This is a genomic window from Sphingopyxis sp. LARHCG72, from assembly GCF_052871675.1.
In genome coordinates, this window is record NZ_JBIXJU010000002.1 from 259,391 (window position 1) to 278,035 (window position 18,645).

Sequence of the window (18,645 nt, forward strand, 5' to 3'; positions counted from 1 at the left end):
AATTATTGAGGTCAAGGGTTATTTATGTCTTCCGCAGTGTCGCAGGTTTTGGCCGTGGGCGACGTGGCGCGCCGCAGCGGCGTGGCTGTCTCTACGGTCCATTTTTATGAGAAGCAGGGCCTGATTGCGGGCTGGCGCACCAGCGGCAATCAGCGGCGCTATCACCGCTCCGTCCTGCGTCGGATCGCCATCATCCGCATTGCTCAGCGGGCTGGCATTCCGCTGGCGATCATCAGGGATGCGCTGGCCGACATGCCGCACGACCATGTCCCTACCGCGGCGGACTGGCGCAATTTCACCGATGCCTGGACCGATATGCTCAACGAGCGGATCAGGTCACTGACCCAGCTTCGGGACCAGATTGTAAGCTGCATCGGTTGCGGTTGCCTCTCGCTCGAGGAATGCCCGCTCCGTAACCCTATGGATGAACTGGGGCGATCGGGGACTGGGCCAAGACGTTTGGTCGATAGTCAAGCCGATGCCTCTAGCCGGCATCGATCAAAGCGCGGTCCTCGCAGAATATGAGTGGCTCAAGCCTGCCCTTCTAACCGTCCGCAAGTTCGCTTCGAATTGCATATGATCGTCGAAGGTGACGATGCCGCAATCGGAAGCGGGTTCGGCTTGTTGCAAGGCACGTGTCGTGCGCCTTGTGTCGTCCTCGCTAAAATCGTCGGTTTTCGCTCTCCTTAAATGATGACCACCCAGTTCTCATCTTCATCATCTTCGGTGCGCCATCAATCATCATTCTGGTCCTGTTCGGCGATGAGGTTCGGTCGCTGCCGATCGTCTCGCGGCGCCTCCGCCGGTTTGCTCGACAGTGGCGCCGCTCAGGCGGAAACTTGGCTAAACTGCTGATTTCGAGTCATTTTGTTCTCCGCCTAAGCGCTTGAATCTAATGGCTGAATCTTGTAGTTTTGTCGAGTTATGAACGTGCCGCTCTTGCATCAGCGTTCGGATCGGGATTCGACGAGGCACACCCAAGGCGAGTTGTCGGTGTCCTATAAGCCGCCCGAAGACGTCAAACGCGCAAATCTCGCAGATATTCTTGCGAGCCGCGGTGGCGCGCCGTTTGAAACCAAGCAGCTCGATCTCATGTTTGGCAGCGCCGAACCTGACCGATCGAAAGACATTTTCTACTCCGGCAATCTCGACTTCCTGACCGCGCCTGCCGTCGCGATCGTCGGGACGCGGAAGGTGTCGCCCGAAGGCGCTGCTCGTGCGAGGAAGCTCGCGCGAGGGCTCGCGGCCGCGGGCGTTGCGGTCGTTTCGGGTCTTGCGGAAGGCGTCGATACGGAAGCGCTTACTGCCGCGATCGGATCCGGCGGCCGTGTGGCCGCGGTAATCGGGACGCCGATCAACAAGGCCTATCCCGCGAAAAATGCGGCACTCCAGGAACAGATATACCGGGACCATTTGCTGATATCGCAGTTTCCCGCGGGGGCCCGGACGTTCAAATCCAATTTCCCGGAACGGAACCGTCTGATGGCGGCGGTTTCGGATGCGACGGTCGTCATTGAAGCATCCGACAGTTCGGGGACACTGCACCAAAGCGCGGAATGTCAGCGCCTCGGTCGTTGGCTGTTTATTGCAAAATCAGTCGTGGAGAATCCGCGCCTGACGTGGCCGGAGCGCTTTTTGCCGTACGAGAAATGCGTCGTACTCGAGCGGATCGAGGACGTGCTCGATCGTCTCAATAAGTAGTACGGCCGAGCGCCGCGCATTTGACGAAATCGGCCCCGGCGGCGAGCAACAGCTTCCGACAGGCAAGCAGCGAATAGCCGGTCGTCAGGACATCATCGATCAGCAATATCCGCTGACCTTTGATCGGTTGGCCGTCGTCAATCCTGATGGATTTGAGGTGCACGTCGATGCTTCGATTGCCGCCCGCGGCGAGCTTTTGAATTTTCGTGTGCCTGACAAGCAGCCCGCTCACATTCTTGCATTCCCCGGCCGCCTCCAATTTAGCGGCGAGTACACGAATCCCCGACGACGTCTTTTCCGGATCATGGGACGGCACTGCCGCCACCAAAGGATAGCGCTTCATTCGGGGGGCGATATAATCGCAGAAATAATCGATGCCCCGGGCGTTGCCATCCTTGAGATCGAGTATGCGACTACTGTGCAGCGGGTAGTTTGATCCGTCGCCGCCTTGCTCCTTGTGATACCACCAGGGCCGATAGTTCCCGAACAGGGCGATGTCTTCGCCCTCCAGATGCTCATGACGGATCTCCATCGGGGAAAACTAATCGATTTGCCGCCGTTCGGAAAGCAATGACGGCGCGAAGCGACAGCGTCGGACGAGGAAATACATCCACATTCGGTTCCAGTTGGCGTTGCCAAATCGAGTGCTCACGCCAAGACTGTTCCGTCGCCCGCATTAACTCGGGCGGGTGACCGGGATCCGTCACGTATGTCCAGGCTTATGCTAAAGGTGGCGGTGCGCGCTCTCGACGCACGTTTCCTTCGCTCGGTCACATTTTTTGAGTAACGGCCCCACGAATAATAATCGGATTATTAAATAGCAGCCCCTTCTCGTCAGGCATAACTTTCTGATCGCGACTCATCCGGTCGCTGTTTGGAAAGGAAGTAGCCATGAAGGAACTGCATAGCAGTGAAGAACTGATCGAACTCGGCGCGATCAGCGCCGAAACCCGCGGAATCGAGCCGGTTGGCCCGCGCGACGAAGCCACGGGCGATCATTTCCTGTTCTCCGGCGGCATCACGGCCGACGACTGACTGCGAGCGGCGTGCCGCCATTCGGCGGTACGCCGACCGCTTCGGCTCCTCCCATGTCCTTCATGCTGCGCCCTGGTCTCCATTTCCGGCAATTCGAGAACATAATATTGTTCTTCGATCTGCCGCGCGACCGCTACTTCATGCTGAGCGGCGGACGGGCGCAGTGTTTCGCGCGCTTTGCAGCTGGAGAAGCTGCGGCACAAGATATTGAGGCGCTGCAAAGCGAAGGCTTGATATCGCTGGCGGACCGCCAGCCGAGCTGCCAATACCGCCAAGTCCCTCCGCCCACTCGGAGCCTCGCCGACGGACCGCTTCCGCAAGCTACCGTTCGCGCGACGATTGCCATTTTGGCAGCGCAGATTTCAGCGAAACGCGACCTGCGTCGGCACGACCTCGCGTATGTCCTTGCCGGATTACAGCCAGAATGCCCGGACGCAGCCTCGGCTGAGGCTGATAATTGCACGGACCTTGCCGCAGCCTCTATGTGCGCTGCTCGCTATCTGCCCGCCACCGATGAATGCCTCGCCCGCGGCATTGCGATGAAGCGCCTTCTCTTGGCACGCGGTTGCCCGTCGATCCTTGTCTTTGGCGTCACCATGCCTTTCGCAGCCCATTGCTGGGTCCAGGTCGGCGATACGGTGCTGACCGACCCTCTCGACATTATACTCCATTATCGGCCGATCTTCGCGATCTGATGGCCGGCGGCTTCCATATCCAAATCGCGCGGCGACGAGGTTCTACAGCCGCCTGTCGCGGGCCTGAGTGGCCACTGCTCATTGCCGACGGGAATTTGGAAGTCCGGGCGGGCGAACCGTTCGTGCCCATCGACGCGCATACGGTCCTTATCGGTCATCTCTTCACGCGCCGATCTCCCAGTCGGCGCGTTACGAACCTGCAGGAGATCGGGAGCGAGAGGCTTTTGGCCGATCGCGGCCGCATGCTGCTGGCCGACTATTGGGGCGGTTATGTCCTGGTTCACAAAATAGCCGACGGGCGGGTCGCGATCTTGCGCGACCCTTCCGGCATTCTGCCTTGCTACGTCCGGTACGGTGAAACGGGTGTGACCATTGCCGGCGACATCACCGATCTGGAAAAGCCCGGCCCGGGCCGGGTGGACTTTCGGGAAGTTGCTCGGCTGCTGGCGAGCGGCGATGCTCGGGGACGCCGCACATGCCTGAAGGACGTCGACGAACTGATCGCTGGTGAATGCCTGGTCGTCGAGGGCAGCGTCATCGGGACCGAAAGCTGGTGGACCCCTTGGCAGCATGTTGCGCCCGCTGGAAGCATGACAGCCTCCGAGGCCGCGGCGAGGCTCCGTGAAACAATCGCCGACTGTGTCGGTGCCTGGGCCGATTGTTTTCCTTCGATCCTGCTCGGTGTCTCGGGCGGCCTCGACTCATCGATCGTCGCTGCGGCTGCGGCGCCGCGAGCGGACCGGCTTAATTGTCTCACCCTTTTTGGCCCCGACCCCGATGGCGACGAACGCCGATATGCCCGCGCGCTCACGGAAGCGCTGGGCCTCGATTTGCATGAGATGCCACGGCAGCTCGACGATATTGACGTGACGCGGGCGCCGTCGCCGCATCATCCGTGGCCCGTCGCGTCGATCGGAAAGCTGACCAACGAAGCGATCCATGGGCACATCGCGCAGGGACTGGCGATCGATGCCCATTTTTCGGGAAATGGCGGTGACGGGATATTCTGCAGCATCCGCAGCGCCGTGCCGTTTCTGGATCGCTACCTGGCCGAAGGACCCCATCTTGGCCTTGCCGACACCCTGCGCGACATATGCTTGGTGACGGGTGCCGATCGGATGACTGTCCTCCGCCACGCGTGGGACCGTTACCGGCGGAACGGCGGGGCCCACCGTGCGCGCTACAATGGCTCGGGAATAGCGACCAATATTCTGGAGGAGCTCGAGGCCGAGGGGCCGACGCATCCATGGCTCGTGGCGCCGAAGGATGCGCTGCCCGGTAAAACCGTTCATGTCGCCTTTTTGATGCGCAGCCAGAAGGGAATCGAACTCTATCCCCGCGCAGTGTCGCCCCCGCACATCGCGCCGTTGCAGTCCCAACCGATCGTGGAACTCTGCCTCTCGATCCCGACCTGGATTTGGGTCGCCGATGGCCAGAATCGTGCGGCGGCTCGAATGGCCTTCGAGGGCATCCTCCCCCCGCTCATCCTGCGGCGGACGCAGAAGGGCGGTCCCGGCGGGTTCGATCTTGCCATCTACCAGCACCACCGCGCGGCGCTTGTCGACCGTCTTCGCCGCGGCCGTCTCGCCGAGGCCGGCATCCTCGACCTCGCCCTGCTCGACGAAACCGAAGATCCGACCTGGCGCGGGACCGAGAGAATCCAGCGCCTCCTCGACCTCGCCGCGGCGGAAAACTGGGTGGACTGGTGGAGTGGGCCTAGGGCCTGACCGGCGATGGACAGGGCTGCGTGCCCGTGGCCATTTGCTCCCACTCCGCCAAACGCTCGGGAAAAGGGGCATCGCCATCGCGTATCCCGCGCAGCCAGAAGTCAAACCAGGCGATGTTCTCGCGCATGGCGAGAAGCCGGTTGGACGGTATGTGGAAGATATGCGTTTCGTCCGACGCCGCGCTTGCTCCTGGATAATAGCTTATCTGTGTCGGCACCTTCGCGGCGCGCAGTGCATCGTAAAATTCGATCTGTGGCGGCGAAGCGGACGCGACCTGCTGGAGCACCGGCGTACAGACTTTCGCTGCGTTGAGCGATGGGGCGAACTTCCGATACGCTTCGATATGCTCGCTGAGCGGCCCTCCGCCATAAACAGGGTCGTAGCTCGCGGCCGAATAGAGGTAACCGGTGGGCTCGAGGAAACCTCCGTCGCCGCTTGATGCCGCCCGGAAGATTTTCGACTGCGTCACCGCGACATTTACCAGCTGGGAACCGCGGCTGTAGCCGGCAATCCCGACTCGGTCCGGATCGATAAGCCCTTCACGCGCCAGATCGAGCACCGCATCTTCAAAACCGCGGACCCCGTTGATCCATAAAAGGCGTTGCAGCGTCGCCGGCCCGGGCGGCCCGCTGCCGCGGATCCAGGCGTTGTAGGCAGCCATGAGTTCGTCGGACTGCTGTGGCCACGGGTCGTTCAGGAGAAGAACCACATAGCCCCGCTCGGCTAATAGCTGAACCGGATAGTTCCACTGGTTGCCGATCTCGGAGAAGCGATCATCGGCGTCCCCGCCATGCGTTACGACAATCGCAGGATAGCGCGTTCCTGCGCGATAGCCGCGCGGCAAGACGACATAGCCGGCCATCCGGTACCCGTCCCGATTGCGCCAGATGCGTGGCCGCGCAACCAGAGGTGCGATCTCGTCGTGGCGTGGCGAAACCGAGACAAGTGGGGTAACCCGCCCCTTCGCGACATCGACTTGTACAAGCGAAGGCGGGCGAGACATGCCTTCTTCGACGCAAACCCCGACCGTCAGCGCCGCATCGAAACCGCAACGCGTGAGGCTCGCGTCATGGCGGATTTCGTGCACACCCCGCTTGTCGACGATTGCCAGTCCATAGCGTGGATTGCCGAGACTGCGCGTCCCGAGCACCGCGCGATGAAGCTCGGCGTTGACCGAAATGCCCGCCGAACGAAGATCGCCGATCGTGAACCCGAAGCGACCATAACTATATCGCCTGCCGTCCGCGAAGCTTTCCGCAAGTTCGAGCCTGTCGCCGGTGCCGGTGGTTCCAAGGGTGCCGCCGCGCGGGCCTCGGAGAATCCAGAGCGTCTGAAGATCCTGTTCGCCGGCGAGCGTGCGCATGGCTCCTGTAAGCCGGTTCCAGCCGCGGACCTCATAGGTGCCGCCGGCACTCGAGCCCGGCGTCTCGATGCGAAACTGAATTTCGTCTCCGCGCCACAGGATATTGCCTGCGGCGTGGAGCGCCATGCGGTCGCTCGAGGGGCGTGTCATCACCTTGACGCTTCGGCCATCGGGGCGGCGCAGATGATATTCGATCTCTGCTTCGATCGAGGATCGACGTCGCGTCTGTAGCGGACGAACCTCTTCGTCGAAGCGGATCCGGCGCGCGTTCGGTACCGGCTTCAAAAGCGCGTACCAGAGCCATCGGCCGTCCGGCGCCCAGTCATAGGCGAGTACGCCAATCCGGTGCGGTACCGTTCCTCCGCCGACCGCCAAGGACATGTCGGCGCGGCCCACCGGCACGGTGTCGGCGTTGACGAGCAGGGGCTCGATGGCCCCCGATGCCGCGATGCGATAGAGTTGCAGCCCCTCGCCCAAATCCATCAAGCCGCTCCAGTCGTCGGTTCCGGGGATCGGCCGCAGAGATTTCACCATGTCCGCGGTCAGCAATGTTCGCTGCTCTCGCGCAGCGAGGTCGAGGAGGCGCAGCGCGACACGCGGTTTTCCCGCTGATGGGTCGGCCGCCTCGACCGAATAGATGGCGAACCGCTTGTCGCGCGATAGCGCGATATCGATGACTTCGGGAACGAGGAGAATGTCTTCAAGGGTCCAGGATCTGCCCTTGCTCTCCCCTGCCAAGGAGGCAGGGGAGAGCGCCGCGGCGGCAAGGAGCGCCGCGACCGGGAGGCCGGTTCGGAGGTGACTCGGCATCGAGATCCTCCTCACCAGTCGCGGCTGATCGTGACGCCGAGGAAACGTCCGACTGCCGAATAATTTGTCGAATCGAAGGGCGTGTCGCTTGGCGACGCCACCGCAATCCTCTCGGGTTTTGCGTTGAAGATATTCAGCGCGTTGACGCTGATCTCGCCCAATGAGCCGATCCTCGCCCGGGCCGACAGGTCGAGCGTCGTGATCGAGGCGATTTTCACCGGTATCGCGCGGCGCCGGTCGGTGACGCCGCCCGTAAAGCTCACAAAAGATGCGAGCGTGAAACTCTCATCGCCGAACGTCGCACCGCCCCGCGCGCGAAAATGCGGAGAATTGAACAGGGTGCCGGAAAGATCGATGACGGGAAGGCCCGGCAGCAATTGCTGCCGGCTGTCCAGCCAGGTCCCGCTTGCGGTCAATGTGAGCGTCTGCGTGCCGAGCGTCGCGCGATATCGCAGCGACAAATCCGCCCCTTCATAACGCTGTGACGCGATGTTCCGGTCACGCCCGTCGATCAGCGCAATGACGTTGGCGGGGTCATAGGGTCCAGAAGTGGCATTGCCGAGCGGATCCGAGGCGCCCGCGATCGCAGCGGCGAGCAAGGCGGGCGAGGGGTTGAAGGTGACAAGATCGGCGAACAGCGGGTTGGTTAGAATGCCCAGCGGCGAGCCGAAGGGTGGTGCCACCCGGTCACGATAATCGATGCGAAAGAGGCTCGTCACGATCTGCAGCCGGCTCGAAGGCCGGAAGGTCGCGCTCAGCGTGATATTTTCGGACCGCTCGGGGCCGACGTCAGGGTTCGGGCCGCCGAGATAGGCATAGGTCGACCCCGCCGGAAACATCGATCCATAACCGGTGACGGGGAGGAGGACCGGCGTATATCCGCTATACTGCTGGTTCAGCGTCGGCATCTTGAACGACTTGCCCCACGAAATGCCGAGGCTGAACTCGGGTACGGGGGCATAGACAAAACCGAGCTTGGGGACGACGATGCTGCCCGAATCCGAATAATCTTCGAAGCGCATCGCCGCCGTGATCGAGGCGCGGTGCGCGAAGGACAGTTGTTGCTCGGGGCTGGCTAGCGGCACGAAGAGTTCGCCATAGGCATAATGATTTTCCCGCGTCGGCGCGAAGGCGCGGCCGGTAATCAGGGCGTCCAGGCGATTGCTGCGCCAGCCGCCTCCGGCTGCGAGGCGGACGTCTCCCGCCGGAAGGGCGAAGAGGGGGCCTTCGACGCCTGCCTCGACGCTCAGGCTCCGGTTGTTAAAGATCCGGACCGAAGTCCGGGCAATGTCGTTGGTGAAATTCCGTGAAATGCCATTGGTCTTATCCGTGCCGTAGAAGCCGGAGATACGCGCGCTCCAGTCGGAGCCGAGGTCAGCCTCGAGCGTCGGCGCGAACCCCAGGGTTTCGAATTCATTGTGGACCACGATCCCGCGCGTCATGATCGGCCGGTCGACGAACAGGCCGAGCACCGATGTCATGTCGCCGCGCTTGTAGATCAGGTCGGCCTTTGCGCGGAGACCGGGCGCGAGTTGCTGATGGCCGCTGAGCAGGACGCTGTGGCGCTTGAGGTCGGGATAGAAGGTCGAAAGCGGATTGCTCGACGCGGCATATCCGCGGTCGCGCGCCAGTATCGAGCTGTTCTCGAAATAGTCATAGGTGGCGAGGAAGCCTCCCCCTGACCATTTGGCTCCGCCGACGACATTATATTGTTGCTGGAAGTTTCCGCCGTCGGTCGAGCCGCCGATCCGAGCGCTCGTGGTCAGACCCTCATAATCCTTCCGCAGCAGGATGTTGACCACGCCCGCAACCGCATCGGCGCCATAGATTGCGGATGCGCCATCGGTGACGACCTCGATCCGTTCGACCGCGGCCGTCGGAATCGCGCTGATGTCGATCACGCTTTGCGTGCCGCTGTAAGCAAAGCGGTTTCCGTTCAGCAAAGTCAGCGTCGCATTGGGACCGATGCCCCGAAGGTTGAAGGTCGACGCCCCGTTGACATTGACATTCTGGTTCTGGACTCCTTGCGCCGATCCGATTCCGGGGTTCTGCCCGCCCCCGAAATTCTGGGGCAGGCTGCGCGCCACCTCGCCAAGGTCGGCGTGCCCGGCGTTGCGAATATCCACGGCTGTCACTTCGATGACTGGCGCCGCCGCCGGGGCGCCGGCGATGCGCGAGCCGGTGACAATGATAGCTTCCGGCTCGCCCTGAGATGTGGCTTCGGCCGAAGCGTCGGCCAGAATGATAACCGACCGGCTGTCAAACCTAGCTCTGAGCCCGCTTCCTTCGAGAAGAGCCTCGATGGCTTCGCGCGGCGTCAACTCGCCCTTGAGGGCCGGCGCAGATTTCCCCTCCAGGTCGCGTGAGGCGGCATAAAGCTCGATACCGGCGCGTTCGGCGGCGCGGCGCAACGCCTCTCCCAGATCCTGCGCCGGCATGTCGTAGGACTGGCGCTCGCGCTGCGTGGCCAATGCGAGGGCCGGTGACAGGCAGGCGGCGCTGCCGGCGAGCAGCGCGACCAGCAGGCGGGACTTTTTCAACATATTCACTCCCCCAATATCTCGGCCGTGCTTCATGCAGGCGGCCAGTGGGGGTACGTTGACGGGGCGAAGGGAAGGTCCTTAGCCGATCGAAGAAAAAATTATCGTCGGCGCAGATGAATGCCGTCGGCCGTGCGTTCGACTCGTAGGTTGAACAAGCTCGCGATGCGTTCGGCGAACCGATCGCTCTGGCTGATGTGGAAGCGGCCAGAGACACTGAGGGCCGCGATTGAACTGTCGTCAATGGTGATCGGCCGCGTGGCATAGCGGTTGGCCTCGGCCACGAGTTGATCGAGCCGTATCGAACGATATTCGGCCCAGCCATCAGGCCAGCTAGCCGGAATGTCAGATGCCGGCTCACCGGCATGCCGCAGCTTTCCGTCCCGTTGATAGGTCAGCGGCTGTCTTAAGGACAACGCCGTAGCAGGGCCGAGATTTGCGTCGGTGCGTAAGTCAGCTTCACCGCGCCGGAGAGCAGCGGTCACGGTGCCAGCCTCGTCGACACTCAGATCGATCTCTGCATCGTTCGCCGTTGTCGCTCCCCGACCTGCGGCAATATGCAGCGGGGCATCCTGACGCGCGACTGAAAGTCGGACTCGGCCCTTGATCAGGCGAACGCTTCGCGCGCCGTTCGCGAACGCAACCTCCAGCCGGCTATCGGTGTCGAGCGTCGCGCTCGAACCATCGGCGAGCCGGAATGTGCGAATTTCGCCGCGCTGCGTAACCAGGGGTTCGGCGGCGCGCGCTACCGAGGCAATGCCGGACTGGCCGGGAAGAGTGGCGCCTCCGGCGCCGATTGCGATAATCAAAAGCGCGATGGCGGTTGCGGCAGCTCCCCACGGCAGCCATCCGCGAACCCGGCCCCGTCGCGCGTCGCTATGAGCTGTCCCGTGGCGCTGCGATGTCTTGAGAACTGAAAGGGCCGACATCCGCCGTTCCGCGCGGACATAGGCCTCGCCATGTTCGGCCGAGGCGAGCAGCCACGCCTCAAACTCTCCGCGCAGCGCGCCGGCATCCTCGCCGCGCATCTTGATCATCCACGCTTGGGCGACTTCGTCGACGGGATAGTCGCCGCCGCTTTCTTTCGTCATCGGCCGCCGTCCACCGCCTTCGAAATCTGATTGAGAGCCTTCATCATATGATATTCCACCGTCGCGATGCTGATTCCAAGCAATTCATGTATCTCGCGATAGGTAAGTTCGTCCACCCGGTGCATCAGGAAAACGCGCCTTGTTTTCGGCGGCATGGCGTCAACGGCAGCTTCATAAAGCCGTAGTAAATCAGCGGCTTCGAGGTTCCACTCTTGCGCTGCGGGGGAGACGGCATCTCTCTCCTCACGCAGGGGATAGAATATCGCTGGCGAAGACTTTTGGCGCCGTGCACGGTCGATTAAAAGATTCTGGGCAATGCGGCGAAGAAATCCGCCCGGATTGATGAGCTGGTGGCGTTGTTCACTGCCCGCCGCTCGCGCGAAGACTTCCTGCATGAGGTCTGGCGCCTCTTCCGGTCCCGCTTTACGGCGCAGGAAATGAAACAGCGATGTGCGATGCGCGCGATAGGCCGCTTCAAGGTCCTGCTCGGCCACTGGGCGCTGCTCGATGAACGGGGGCCGATCGGCCGGATGCACATGACAGGCAGACGATGGGGAAAAAGGATGACGCGGCGGTGCACGGTCGCGGCAGGTACAGGAAGACAAGGCGGCAGTCCCGGACGGCGCGAGCGGATGCGGCCGGCTTTAGCCGGACATCGCTCTCCCAGTGCTGTGCCGCCGTCTGGCCGCTCGCGCGGGTCCATGGTCCGGTTAGGCCGCCGGTCCGATCAAGGACTGGCGTGTTTGATGACTGGCGAAACATTCCGCGCGGGAGCTGCCAGAAATGCACCCGCGCGGCTGAATCATGTCAATTCAGGGCGGCGATGACAAGCAAAAGCGTCAGCTTGCGCCGACGCGCGTCAAGGCTGACCCCCGGGATGACTGCCCAACATGCGGGCGTAGCTCGCCGCCTCATGCGCGCGCCTTTCATGATAGCCGAGCAGCAGGCCCCGGACCTCGGCTTGCGGCTCGGCATCAGCGACGGCGTCTTCGATCCGCCGATACTCCGCTTCGATCTCCCCAAGGATCGTGGCGTCGAAATGCCGTGATAGCTGCAGGCGATCACCGATCGCCGCGATGCTTGCGACGATCTCGCTGTTCGCCGATCGCTCGGCGATCGCGAGGAACAGGTCCGCGATCCGGTCGGGATAGGGCTGGTCCGCGGGCACCGACGCCGCGGCGCCCCTCGGGGCGGTCGCGAGCGCAGCGAGCAGCAGGATCAGGTGCAACTCCAGCAGGTCGCGAAACTCGGTCTCGGCCAAGCGGTGCGCATGAAATCCATGGCCGGGCGTGAAGTCGACCATGCGCTCGCCGTTCAGCCGGTAGAGGCTATCGCGCACCGGCGTCATGCTCACACCAAGATCGTCGGCAAGGCGCGCGGCCTCGATACGGGCGCCCGCGGCCCATGCGCCCGTCATCAAACGCCGCTTGATCGCTTCATAGGTCGGCTCGAACACATGCGCCGGGCTCATTGGCCGTTCCTTTCGGCGGCAGCGAACGCGGCAACGGCGTCGGCCTGGTCGGGGCGCAGCGCATCGACCGCGCCGACGGGGCCGGGCGGATCGCCCCGCAGGAGAATCGACGGGCACTGGCCTTCATAATTTCCGAGATTGGGCCGGTGCTGCGCATAGCCCGCGAGCGCCGCGAGCTCGGGCGGGAAATGTCTCGCGACGTCGGGCGGATAGGCCAGCCACAGATTCTCATAAGGCTTCAGCCAGCCGAGACTGTAGCTGATGAGCACGCCGCGCCGGACCTCCTTGCTGAGGTTGGTGCCGGCGCCATGCGCGGTCGAGCCGAGGAAGCAGATCGCCGATCCGGGCTTGCATTCGGCATAGATCGGCGTGCCGAGATCGGTCTTCGCCATGCCCGTGACGCCATGGCTCTTCGGGAAGATGCGCGTCGCGCCATTGTCTCTCGTGAACGGGGTCAGCGGCCACAGCACATTGACCAGTTATTCCTGGGTGCCGTCCGCGCCGCGCCACATGTCCTGGTCGCGGTGGGGATATTGCCGCACTTCGCCGGGATAGATCTCGATTGCCTGCGTGAGGTTCAGCTGGATCCGGTCACAACCGGTCCCGAGGATCGTCTCCACCGCTGGCAGGATGATCGGGTTGAGCACCAGCTCGGACATATGCCGCGATCGCCGCAGGAGGCTGCCAAACCTCTTCGTTCGGCGGCCGTAGAAATTGCCCTCGCAAAACGGCGTCTCTGCGAAAACCGGATCGAGATCCCGCGCAAGGGCGTGGACGCGTGCGATCGCCTCGTTACGGAGGATGCAATAGCCCTTGCGGCGCAGCTCTTCGACCAGCAGACCCGGAAGGTCGGCTTCGGTAAGATCCCTTTTCATGGCGTCAGCTCCCCGCCTTCGAGCTTGAGGCCTAGCGGCGCCCAGGTCCCGGTCCGCTGCAGTCCGGCAAGCGTGTCTTCGTCGATCCGGATGCTGAGGGCGAGGATCGGACAGGCGCCGTCGGCAAGGGCGGGACCGAGCGCGCGGCACGACCAGCCGAAGCCGCTGATCTTCGCGTACCAGCCGGCGTCAGCGATCCCGACATATTCGGTTATGCCGTTTTGCAGGGCGTGGTCGGCGAGCGCGCTGACGAGCTGGTTGCGTGCTTCGCGCCGCTCGGCGGCCGTCTGCGCGGGGTCGAGGCAGAAGCGGCTGATTTCCCAAATGCTGTGGCCGGAGGGCGCGCCGTCCGGGCAGAGATGCGGATAAAGATCGCCCAGCAGGTGCGGCGCCGTCGTCGGCAGCAGCCGTGCCGACGCCCGGTGACGCAGGTCGTGTGGGTCGAGCAGGATGAGATATCGCGCGTCGGGATTGTCGAAATAGTCGATCTCGAAGCGGCCGTCGAGGACGGGAAGATCCCATTTCAGAAGGTCGATGAAGACCTGCTTGCGGGCGGCGAACATGGCGCGCAGCGCCGCATCGCCGGGCGCATCGGGCGCCCGCGTGGATTGAGTGATCATGAAACTTCCTTCGTTGCTGGAAGCCTGATTCAGACCATCAATCCCGCGGGTCGACTATACCCAGAAATGGGCAAGCATTTGTCGTTTTGCACGGCGGCTCAGTTGGAGCGCCACCAGTCGTAAATGTCCGAAAAGCCGATCAGGCCATCGAATAGCGCGCAAAGGATCAGCATCGAGCGGCAGTGGACCGAATAGCGATCGCGCGCCATCTTGAGGTGCCGCACCACTGTTTCTTCGCTGATTCCGAGAATGTCGGCGATCTCGCCCGCGGTCTTTCCGCGCGCGGACCAGAGAACGCATTCGCGCTGCCGTTCGGTGAGAACCGATTGCGGCCGCAGCGGGCTCGTTCCCAGGAGTTCGCGGGCCCTTGCGATCGCGAACGCGCCGATAATTTCGGCAACGTTCAGCATGTCGGACGGCATGCCAGTGCGCGGACTGACCGCGAAGGAGCAGGATCCGGTCGCCTCGCCGGGCAAGTGACGCGGAACCGTGAAACCGTCGCCGACGCCGCTCTCTCGCGCGACGCTGAGCAACTGCCGGTCGCCGCGCGACAGGGGAATGAAACGGCCCACGTTGCGCCATTCGAAACCGGTGATCGATCGCTCGCCGGCACGGCGGATCGGATCGGTCGCGCTGAGATCGAGGCCCACATAGAGCTTGGCCCAGGCGTCCGGATAATTATGGACGAGCATCGACGCGGCGTCTCCGCCGCGCCGGTCGAAGGCGAGGGCGAAATGGTCGAACCCCATGCGGCCGGCTGCTCGCGCGAGCGCCGCAAAAAGCTGGTCTTCGTGTCCGGCGCCTGAAATGTCCTGGGCGAGTTCCTCCGTCAGATGAAAATGCTTCACGTCGATCATCGGCCGCTGGCGCGTTCCCGACCCGGCTGCCCGCGGTCCGCTCCTTGGGGTCGCGCTCCGACGGTTCCTTTCCGGCGCGCGCGAAGGTTGGACAAGTCTCCGACGGGTCCTGATATCGCGCGGCGGGCTGCTGTGGTCGCTGCCTCGGCGCGGCAATCTATCGGTGCTCACCGTCTAACAGTCGGATAAGAAACGTAAAGCTTGCTGCTGAAGAGATGCACCCAGTTTGACAGTTGATGCCCCGGGTGCTCGCTCCGCCGGACGTCGCCGCAGCTGCGGCAGGGACGTGGTCAACTGCCGGTAAGCGACCGGATCGCGGCGATGAGTCCCGCGACAAATGATCCAGCGACCAGCGCTGACACGAGCCAATATTCGATCGCCACGGCGCGGCGCTTCCATTTGGGTTCCGCTGTCATCGGAGCGGCATGGCAGGAACAGGCGATGTAGGACAGACGAAAAAGGCTCCTTCGTTGACGACCCCCCCCCCCGGCTTTCGATGCCACAGGAGCCGCATCGTCCCCCCACCGGTCTCCCCGGGCCGCCTACAGAAGCCGCGGTGCGTCCGCTGCCGGCGATTTGCGGCTGAACCAGGGAATGTCGGTACGTTCGACGGCGAGCCGTTCGGCGGGATATTTGGCGACCAGTTTCATGGCGTCTTCGGGCGCAGCGCGCAGCCATTGATCGTGATCCGCGGCGTGCAGGATGACGGGCATGCGATCGTGGATATGGAAAAGCTCCTCGGTCGCATCGACCATCACCATCGTATAGCAGTCGCCCCACTCGTCGCTCTGCCGCCAGAGGCCCGCGCAGGCTGCGAGCGGCTGATCGGCGACGCTCAGCCATGTCCGGGTCATCCGGCCCTTCTCGCCTTCGGCCTCGGCAAAGGCGGTGAAGGGAATGAGACAGCGCTGCGCCGGGTTGGTGAACCAGCTTCGCCAGAAGGTCATCAGCTTGTCGTCGCGGGCATTGTTGACGGGCTTGGGCTTGCTCGTTGGCTTCATCTGTTTGAGCCGCACCGGAAATCCCCAGGTCATGGCCGCGAGCGCGCGAACGCCTGAATCCTCACGTACCACGAACCCCTGCCCGCCGGGATAGACCTCGCCGGGCTGGGCATTGGTCAGCGGGCGGCGCGCACCGAAGGCCGATGCGACTTCGGCGACCGACGCCTTGAGCGTGACGAGATTGCACATGACGGCGGTCCCTTTCAGGCCGCGCCCAGCAACTCGTCGAAATTCTGCTGGATCGGCGGCATGATGCTGAAGCTATTCTTGGGGAAGGGCCGCAATATGTCCAGCGGCGGCCGCGTCCCCATCAACCAGTCGAACCAGTCTTCGGGACGCACGACGCCGACATGGCGATCCTTGTGCGGTGCCAGATCGTCATAGGCCGGCACGGTCAGCGCCGCGAAACTCTCGGGCCACAGGCGATGCGCCGGGCGCCAGACCGCGGCGATGCAGAAGAAGGGCTCTTCCGTAATGAGGCTTGCGGCGTAAACCGTCTTGCCGCGCTTCACGAGGCCGAACTCGTTGGCGAGCAGCAGGCAGGGCCGGTCGATGCTCGCGGTCTCGGACTTGAGCAGCGGAATCTGGAAGATATCGGGGTCGCGCGACGGCAGCCCCCAGAGCATTTCCTTCTCGCGCTCGCGCTGCCCGTCCCACACCATCACCCGGTGGAGCTTGCCGATGCCGACGAGCGCGTCGTCCGTTTCGATATCCATGGTCGTCAATCCTCATGCGCGGAAGCGGCTGAGCGCGCGCTTCCATTCGCGTTCGTCGGGCATGGGGAGCGCGATATCGTCCGGGCCGGGGTCGACCAGCTCGATCCGTACCGGGCGAACGCGCTTGCCCGTCCGCGCGCCGCAGCGGACGCACCAGAATTTCTGCCGCGCCTTGAAAAGATCATCGTCCCACATCCGGCACTGGAAGCGCCACCAGATGCCATAGGGATTGAAGGTCGCGCTATGCCCGCAGCGGCACACGGGCTTGATCGCCCGGAACCAAGCGGCCGCTTCGAAAATATGGGTCGCGCGGGGCTGCCCATCCTTTGTCCAGCCGCCCACGTCACAGCGAAAGCCCGAGCTGGTCGGGGCTCGTCGGCTCCGCGCCGGCGCGCATGCTCTCGACGATCGCGCGCGCGAGTTCGAACGCGGCCTCGACCCGGATGTGGCTCGTCGGTGCGGTAATGCCGACGCGCGCCCAGCCGGGGGCGGAAAGGATGGTCTCGGCGACTCGGGCGGTATCGATTCTGTCCATGGCCTAAAGAGAACATAGGAAGAACATTTTGGCAAGGCTCCGAGCATTGCAGGTTCGGGCGACGTGCGCGCGTGTCGGCCGCGCGGCGGCAGGGCCGCCGCCCGGGAGGGCGAGACATGCAGGAGGCGGGGGACGGACCGGGCGCGGCGAGAGAGGCTCGCTGCCGGTCCGCCGCGGAGAACCGACATGTCCCAACTTTCCAGATCGTCGCGCCAGGGCGGCGCGCGAGCGACGCTCTATGAAGAGATCACCAGCCGGATCATCGCCGACCTCGAAGCCGGGCGCCTGCCTTGGGTGCAGCCGTGGGACGCGGGCCGCGCTGTGGTGGGTCTTCCGTACAATGCCCTCAGCGAACGGCGCTACAGCGGCATCAACATTCTCACCCTCTGGCACGCGGTCCTGACCCGCGGGTTTCAGGGCCATGGCTTCCTGACCTTCCGCCAAGCCGTGGCGCTCGGCGGTACGGTCCGTCGCGGCGAACGCGGCACCCCGGTCGTTTACACGCGCCGCGCCGCTGGGAATGAGCCCGAGCCCGCCGGCGACGGCGCGGGCACGCGCAAGGGTGGCTTTTCCTTCCTGAAGCAGTTCACCCTCTTTTCGGTCGACCAGTGCGACGGCCTGCCCGACAAATATCATGTCGCGGCGCCGTCCATCCCCGAGGGGCTGATCTTGCCGCAGGCCGGCGCGCTGATCGCGGCGACCGGCGCCGACCTCCGCATCGGCGGGGCGTCCGCCTATTACAGCCCGCGCCACGATTTCGTCGCGGTGCCGCGTCCCGACGATTTCTACGAACCGGTCGACTGGCACCGGACCGCTTTTCACGAGCTCGGTCACTGGACGGGCCATAAAAGCCGCCTCGACCGCGACCAGACGGGGAGCCTCGGATCGAAGCCTTATGGCCATGAGGAACTGATCGCCGAAATGGCCGGGGCCTTCGTGTGCGCAGCACTCGGTATCACCCCGTCTGTGCGCCATGCCGATTATATCGGCTCCTGGCTCGAGATCATCCGCGAGGATCATCGCGCGATCCTCCGCGCGGCGAGCGCGGCCTCGAAGGCGGCCGATTATCTGCTCGCCTTTCGCCCCGATCCGTCCGGGCAGGCGGCGGCCGCGTCGGTTGCATCGGCCGCGGCGGCTCCGCCTGTCCCGAGCGCCAGCGATGACGATCGGGCGCCTGCCGAAAGGATCGCGGCATGAAGCTCCTCACACCCGAAATCGCCGTTCGGCTTACCGCCAACGCCCGCGACCGGATCGACGCGATCGAGCGCGGGCTGCGCGAACCAGACCCCCGGCCCGTGGCGCGCTTTTTCAGTCCGGTCGGCGCCGCGACCTGGCTCGCCACCGAAATGGATGTCGACGGCATCCTGTTCGGCCTCGCCGATCTCGGCTTCGGCTGCCCCGAGCTCGGCAGCTTTTCGCTGGCCGAACTCGAGGCGGTCCGCCTGCCGTTCGGGCTCGGCATCGAGCGCGACCTCCTGTTCGAGGCAGCCCATCCGCTGTCGGTCTATGCCGAGGCCGCCCGCGCTGCGGGCTCGATCGTCCTCGGCGAGCGGCGCCTGCTTACCGCGGCGCGCCGCCTCTCGGGGCGCGCTTGAGGCAGCGGCCTTC

The 18,645-nt window shown here is 63.9% G+C and carries 20 protein-coding genes and 1 pseudogene; 7 read left to right on the top strand and 14 right to left on the bottom strand.

Annotation, left to right across the window (positions count from 1 at the left end; genetic code table 11):
* Positions 1-24 precede the first annotated feature (24 nt).
* Together soxR and ACIPPQ_RS06420 are read left to right on the top strand one after the other, a co-directional pair.
* Entirely contained in the window at positions 25-525 is a 501-nt protein-coding gene (gene soxR, locus ACIPPQ_RS06415) for a redox-sensitive transcriptional activator SoxR (protein ID WP_015460484.1), read from the top strand.
* Positions 526-993: 468 nt separating this feature from the next.
* Positions 994-1,701, top strand: coding sequence for a DNA-processing protein DprA (locus ACIPPQ_RS06420; protein ID WP_446543309.1), 708 nt, complete (start codon positions 994-996; stop codon positions 1,699-1,701).
* On the opposite strand, the gene ACIPPQ_RS06425 is transcribed toward ACIPPQ_RS06420, so the two are convergent.
* Complete coding sequence (locus tag ACIPPQ_RS06425) at positions 1,691-2,233, bottom strand: ComF family protein (RefSeq protein WP_446543310.1); 543 nt, start codon at positions 2,231-2,233, stop codon at positions 1,691-1,693. The two genes, ACIPPQ_RS06420 and ACIPPQ_RS06425, sit on opposite strands and share 11 nt — an antisense overlap.
* Positions 2,234-2,592: 359 nt before the next feature.
* Here ACIPPQ_RS06425 and ACIPPQ_RS06430 point away from each other — a divergent pair, with 359 nt between their 5' ends.
* The 3 genes from ACIPPQ_RS06430 to ACIPPQ_RS06440 are packed head-to-tail and all read left to right on the top strand — an operon-like array spanning position 2,593 to position 5,158.
* On the top strand, positions 2,593-2,736 hold the full coding sequence (locus tag ACIPPQ_RS06430; protein WP_446543311.1) for a hypothetical protein: 144 nt from the start codon (positions 2,593-2,595) through the stop codon (positions 2,734-2,736).
* A gap of 53 nt (positions 2,737-2,789) precedes the next feature.
* Positions 2,790-3,431 carry a lasso peptide biosynthesis B2 protein gene (locus tag ACIPPQ_RS06435; protein WP_446543312.1) on the top strand — a complete coding sequence of 214 codons (642 nt, stop codon included), beginning with the start codon at positions 2,790-2,792 and terminating at the stop codon, positions 3,429-3,431.
* Positions 3,431-5,158: an asparagine synthase-related protein gene (locus tag ACIPPQ_RS06440; protein WP_446543313.1), complete on the top strand. Its 1,728-nt coding sequence runs from the start codon at positions 3,431-3,433 to the stop codon at positions 5,156-5,158. The genes ACIPPQ_RS06435 and ACIPPQ_RS06440 overlap by 1 nt, the downstream gene beginning before the upstream one ends.
* Here the strand turns inward: ACIPPQ_RS06440 and ACIPPQ_RS06445 are convergent.
* The 13 genes and pseudogenes from ACIPPQ_RS06445 to ACIPPQ_RS06505 all read right to left on the bottom strand — a co-directional run bounded on the left by ACIPPQ_RS06445 (position 5,148) and on the right by ACIPPQ_RS06505 (position 17,037).
* Positions 5,148-7,070 carry a prolyl oligopeptidase family serine peptidase gene (locus ACIPPQ_RS06445; protein WP_446543314.1) on the bottom strand — a complete coding sequence of 641 codons (1,923 nt, stop codon included), beginning with the start codon at positions 7,068-7,070 and terminating at the stop codon, positions 5,148-5,150. The two genes, ACIPPQ_RS06440 and ACIPPQ_RS06445, sit on opposite strands and share 11 nt — an antisense overlap.
* Positions 7,071-7,342: 272 nt before the next feature.
* A complete protein-coding gene (locus ACIPPQ_RS06450; RefSeq protein WP_446543315.1) occupies positions 7,343-9,874 on the bottom strand; it encodes a TonB-dependent receptor domain-containing protein in 2,532 nt (843 codons plus the stop codon).
* A 98-nt stretch (positions 9,875-9,972) separates the two neighbouring features.
* A complete protein-coding gene (locus ACIPPQ_RS06455; RefSeq protein WP_446543316.1) occupies positions 9,973-10,962 on the bottom strand; it encodes a FecR family protein in 990 nt (329 codons plus the stop codon).
* Positions 10,959-11,456: an RNA polymerase sigma factor gene (locus tag ACIPPQ_RS06460; RefSeq protein ID WP_446543317.1), complete on the bottom strand. Its 498-nt coding sequence runs from the start codon at positions 11,454-11,456 to the stop codon at positions 10,959-10,961. Before ACIPPQ_RS06460 ends, ACIPPQ_RS06455 begins: the two co-directional genes overlap by 4 nt.
* 365 nt (positions 11,457-11,821) lie before the next feature.
* Positions 11,822-12,433: a GntR family transcriptional regulator gene (locus ACIPPQ_RS06465; protein ID WP_446543318.1), complete on the bottom strand. Its 612-nt coding sequence runs from the start codon at positions 12,431-12,433 to the stop codon at positions 11,822-11,824.
* Positions 12,430-13,308: pseudogene (locus tag ACIPPQ_RS06470) on the bottom strand (phytanoyl-CoA dioxygenase family protein). The gene ACIPPQ_RS06465 and the pseudogene ACIPPQ_RS06470 overlap by 4 nt, the downstream one beginning before the upstream one ends.
* Positions 13,305-13,928 carry an acyl-homoserine-lactone synthase gene (locus tag ACIPPQ_RS06475; protein ID WP_446543319.1) on the bottom strand — a complete coding sequence of 208 codons (624 nt, stop codon included), beginning with the start codon at positions 13,926-13,928 and terminating at the stop codon, positions 13,305-13,307. Before ACIPPQ_RS06475 ends, ACIPPQ_RS06470 begins: the two are co-directional and overlap by 4 nt.
* Positions 13,929-14,026: 98 nt before the next feature.
* Positions 14,027-14,785, bottom strand: a complete 759-nt coding sequence (locus ACIPPQ_RS06480) for a LuxR family transcriptional regulator (RefSeq protein ID WP_446543320.1) — start codon at positions 14,783-14,785, stop codon at positions 14,027-14,029.
* A 290-nt stretch (positions 14,786-15,075) separates the two neighbouring features.
* Positions 15,076-15,201 (bottom strand): hypothetical protein, encoded by a 126-nt coding sequence (locus tag ACIPPQ_RS06485; RefSeq protein ID WP_446543321.1) that lies wholly within the window; start codon positions 15,199-15,201, stop codon positions 15,076-15,078.
* 126 nt (positions 15,202-15,327) lie between these two features.
* The gene (locus tag ACIPPQ_RS06490; RefSeq protein WP_446543322.1) at positions 15,328-15,975 is read right to left on the bottom strand and encodes an SOS response-associated peptidase; all 648 of its coding nucleotides are present in this window, start codon (positions 15,973-15,975) and stop codon (positions 15,328-15,330) included.
* Positions 15,976-15,989: 14 nt separating this feature from the next.
* Positions 15,990-16,502: a hypothetical protein gene (locus ACIPPQ_RS06495; protein ID WP_446543323.1), complete on the bottom strand. Its 513-nt coding sequence runs from the start codon at positions 16,500-16,502 to the stop codon at positions 15,990-15,992.
* A gap of 12 nt (positions 16,503-16,514) precedes the next feature.
* Complete coding sequence (locus ACIPPQ_RS06500) at positions 16,515-16,844, bottom strand: hypothetical protein (RefSeq protein ID WP_446543324.1); 330 nt, start codon at positions 16,842-16,844, stop codon at positions 16,515-16,517.
* Position 16,845: 1 nt separating this feature from the next.
* Entirely contained in the window at positions 16,846-17,037 is a 192-nt protein-coding gene (locus ACIPPQ_RS06505; RefSeq protein ID WP_446543325.1) for a DUF6771 family protein, read from the bottom strand.
* Between the two features lie 186 nt (positions 17,038-17,223).
* Between ACIPPQ_RS06505 and ACIPPQ_RS06510 the strand changes: the two genes are divergently transcribed.
* Together ACIPPQ_RS06510 and ACIPPQ_RS06515 are read left to right on the top strand one after the other, a co-directional pair.
* Entirely contained in the window at positions 17,224-18,234 is a 1,011-nt protein-coding gene (locus tag ACIPPQ_RS06510; RefSeq protein WP_446543326.1) for an ArdC family protein, read from the top strand.
* The gene (locus ACIPPQ_RS06515) at positions 18,231-18,632 is read left to right on the top strand and encodes a DUF2958 domain-containing protein (protein WP_446543327.1); all 402 of its coding nucleotides are present in this window, start codon (positions 18,231-18,233) and stop codon (positions 18,630-18,632) included. The genes ACIPPQ_RS06510 and ACIPPQ_RS06515 overlap by 4 nt, the downstream gene beginning before the upstream one ends.
* Positions 18,633-18,645: the final 13 nt, after the last annotated feature.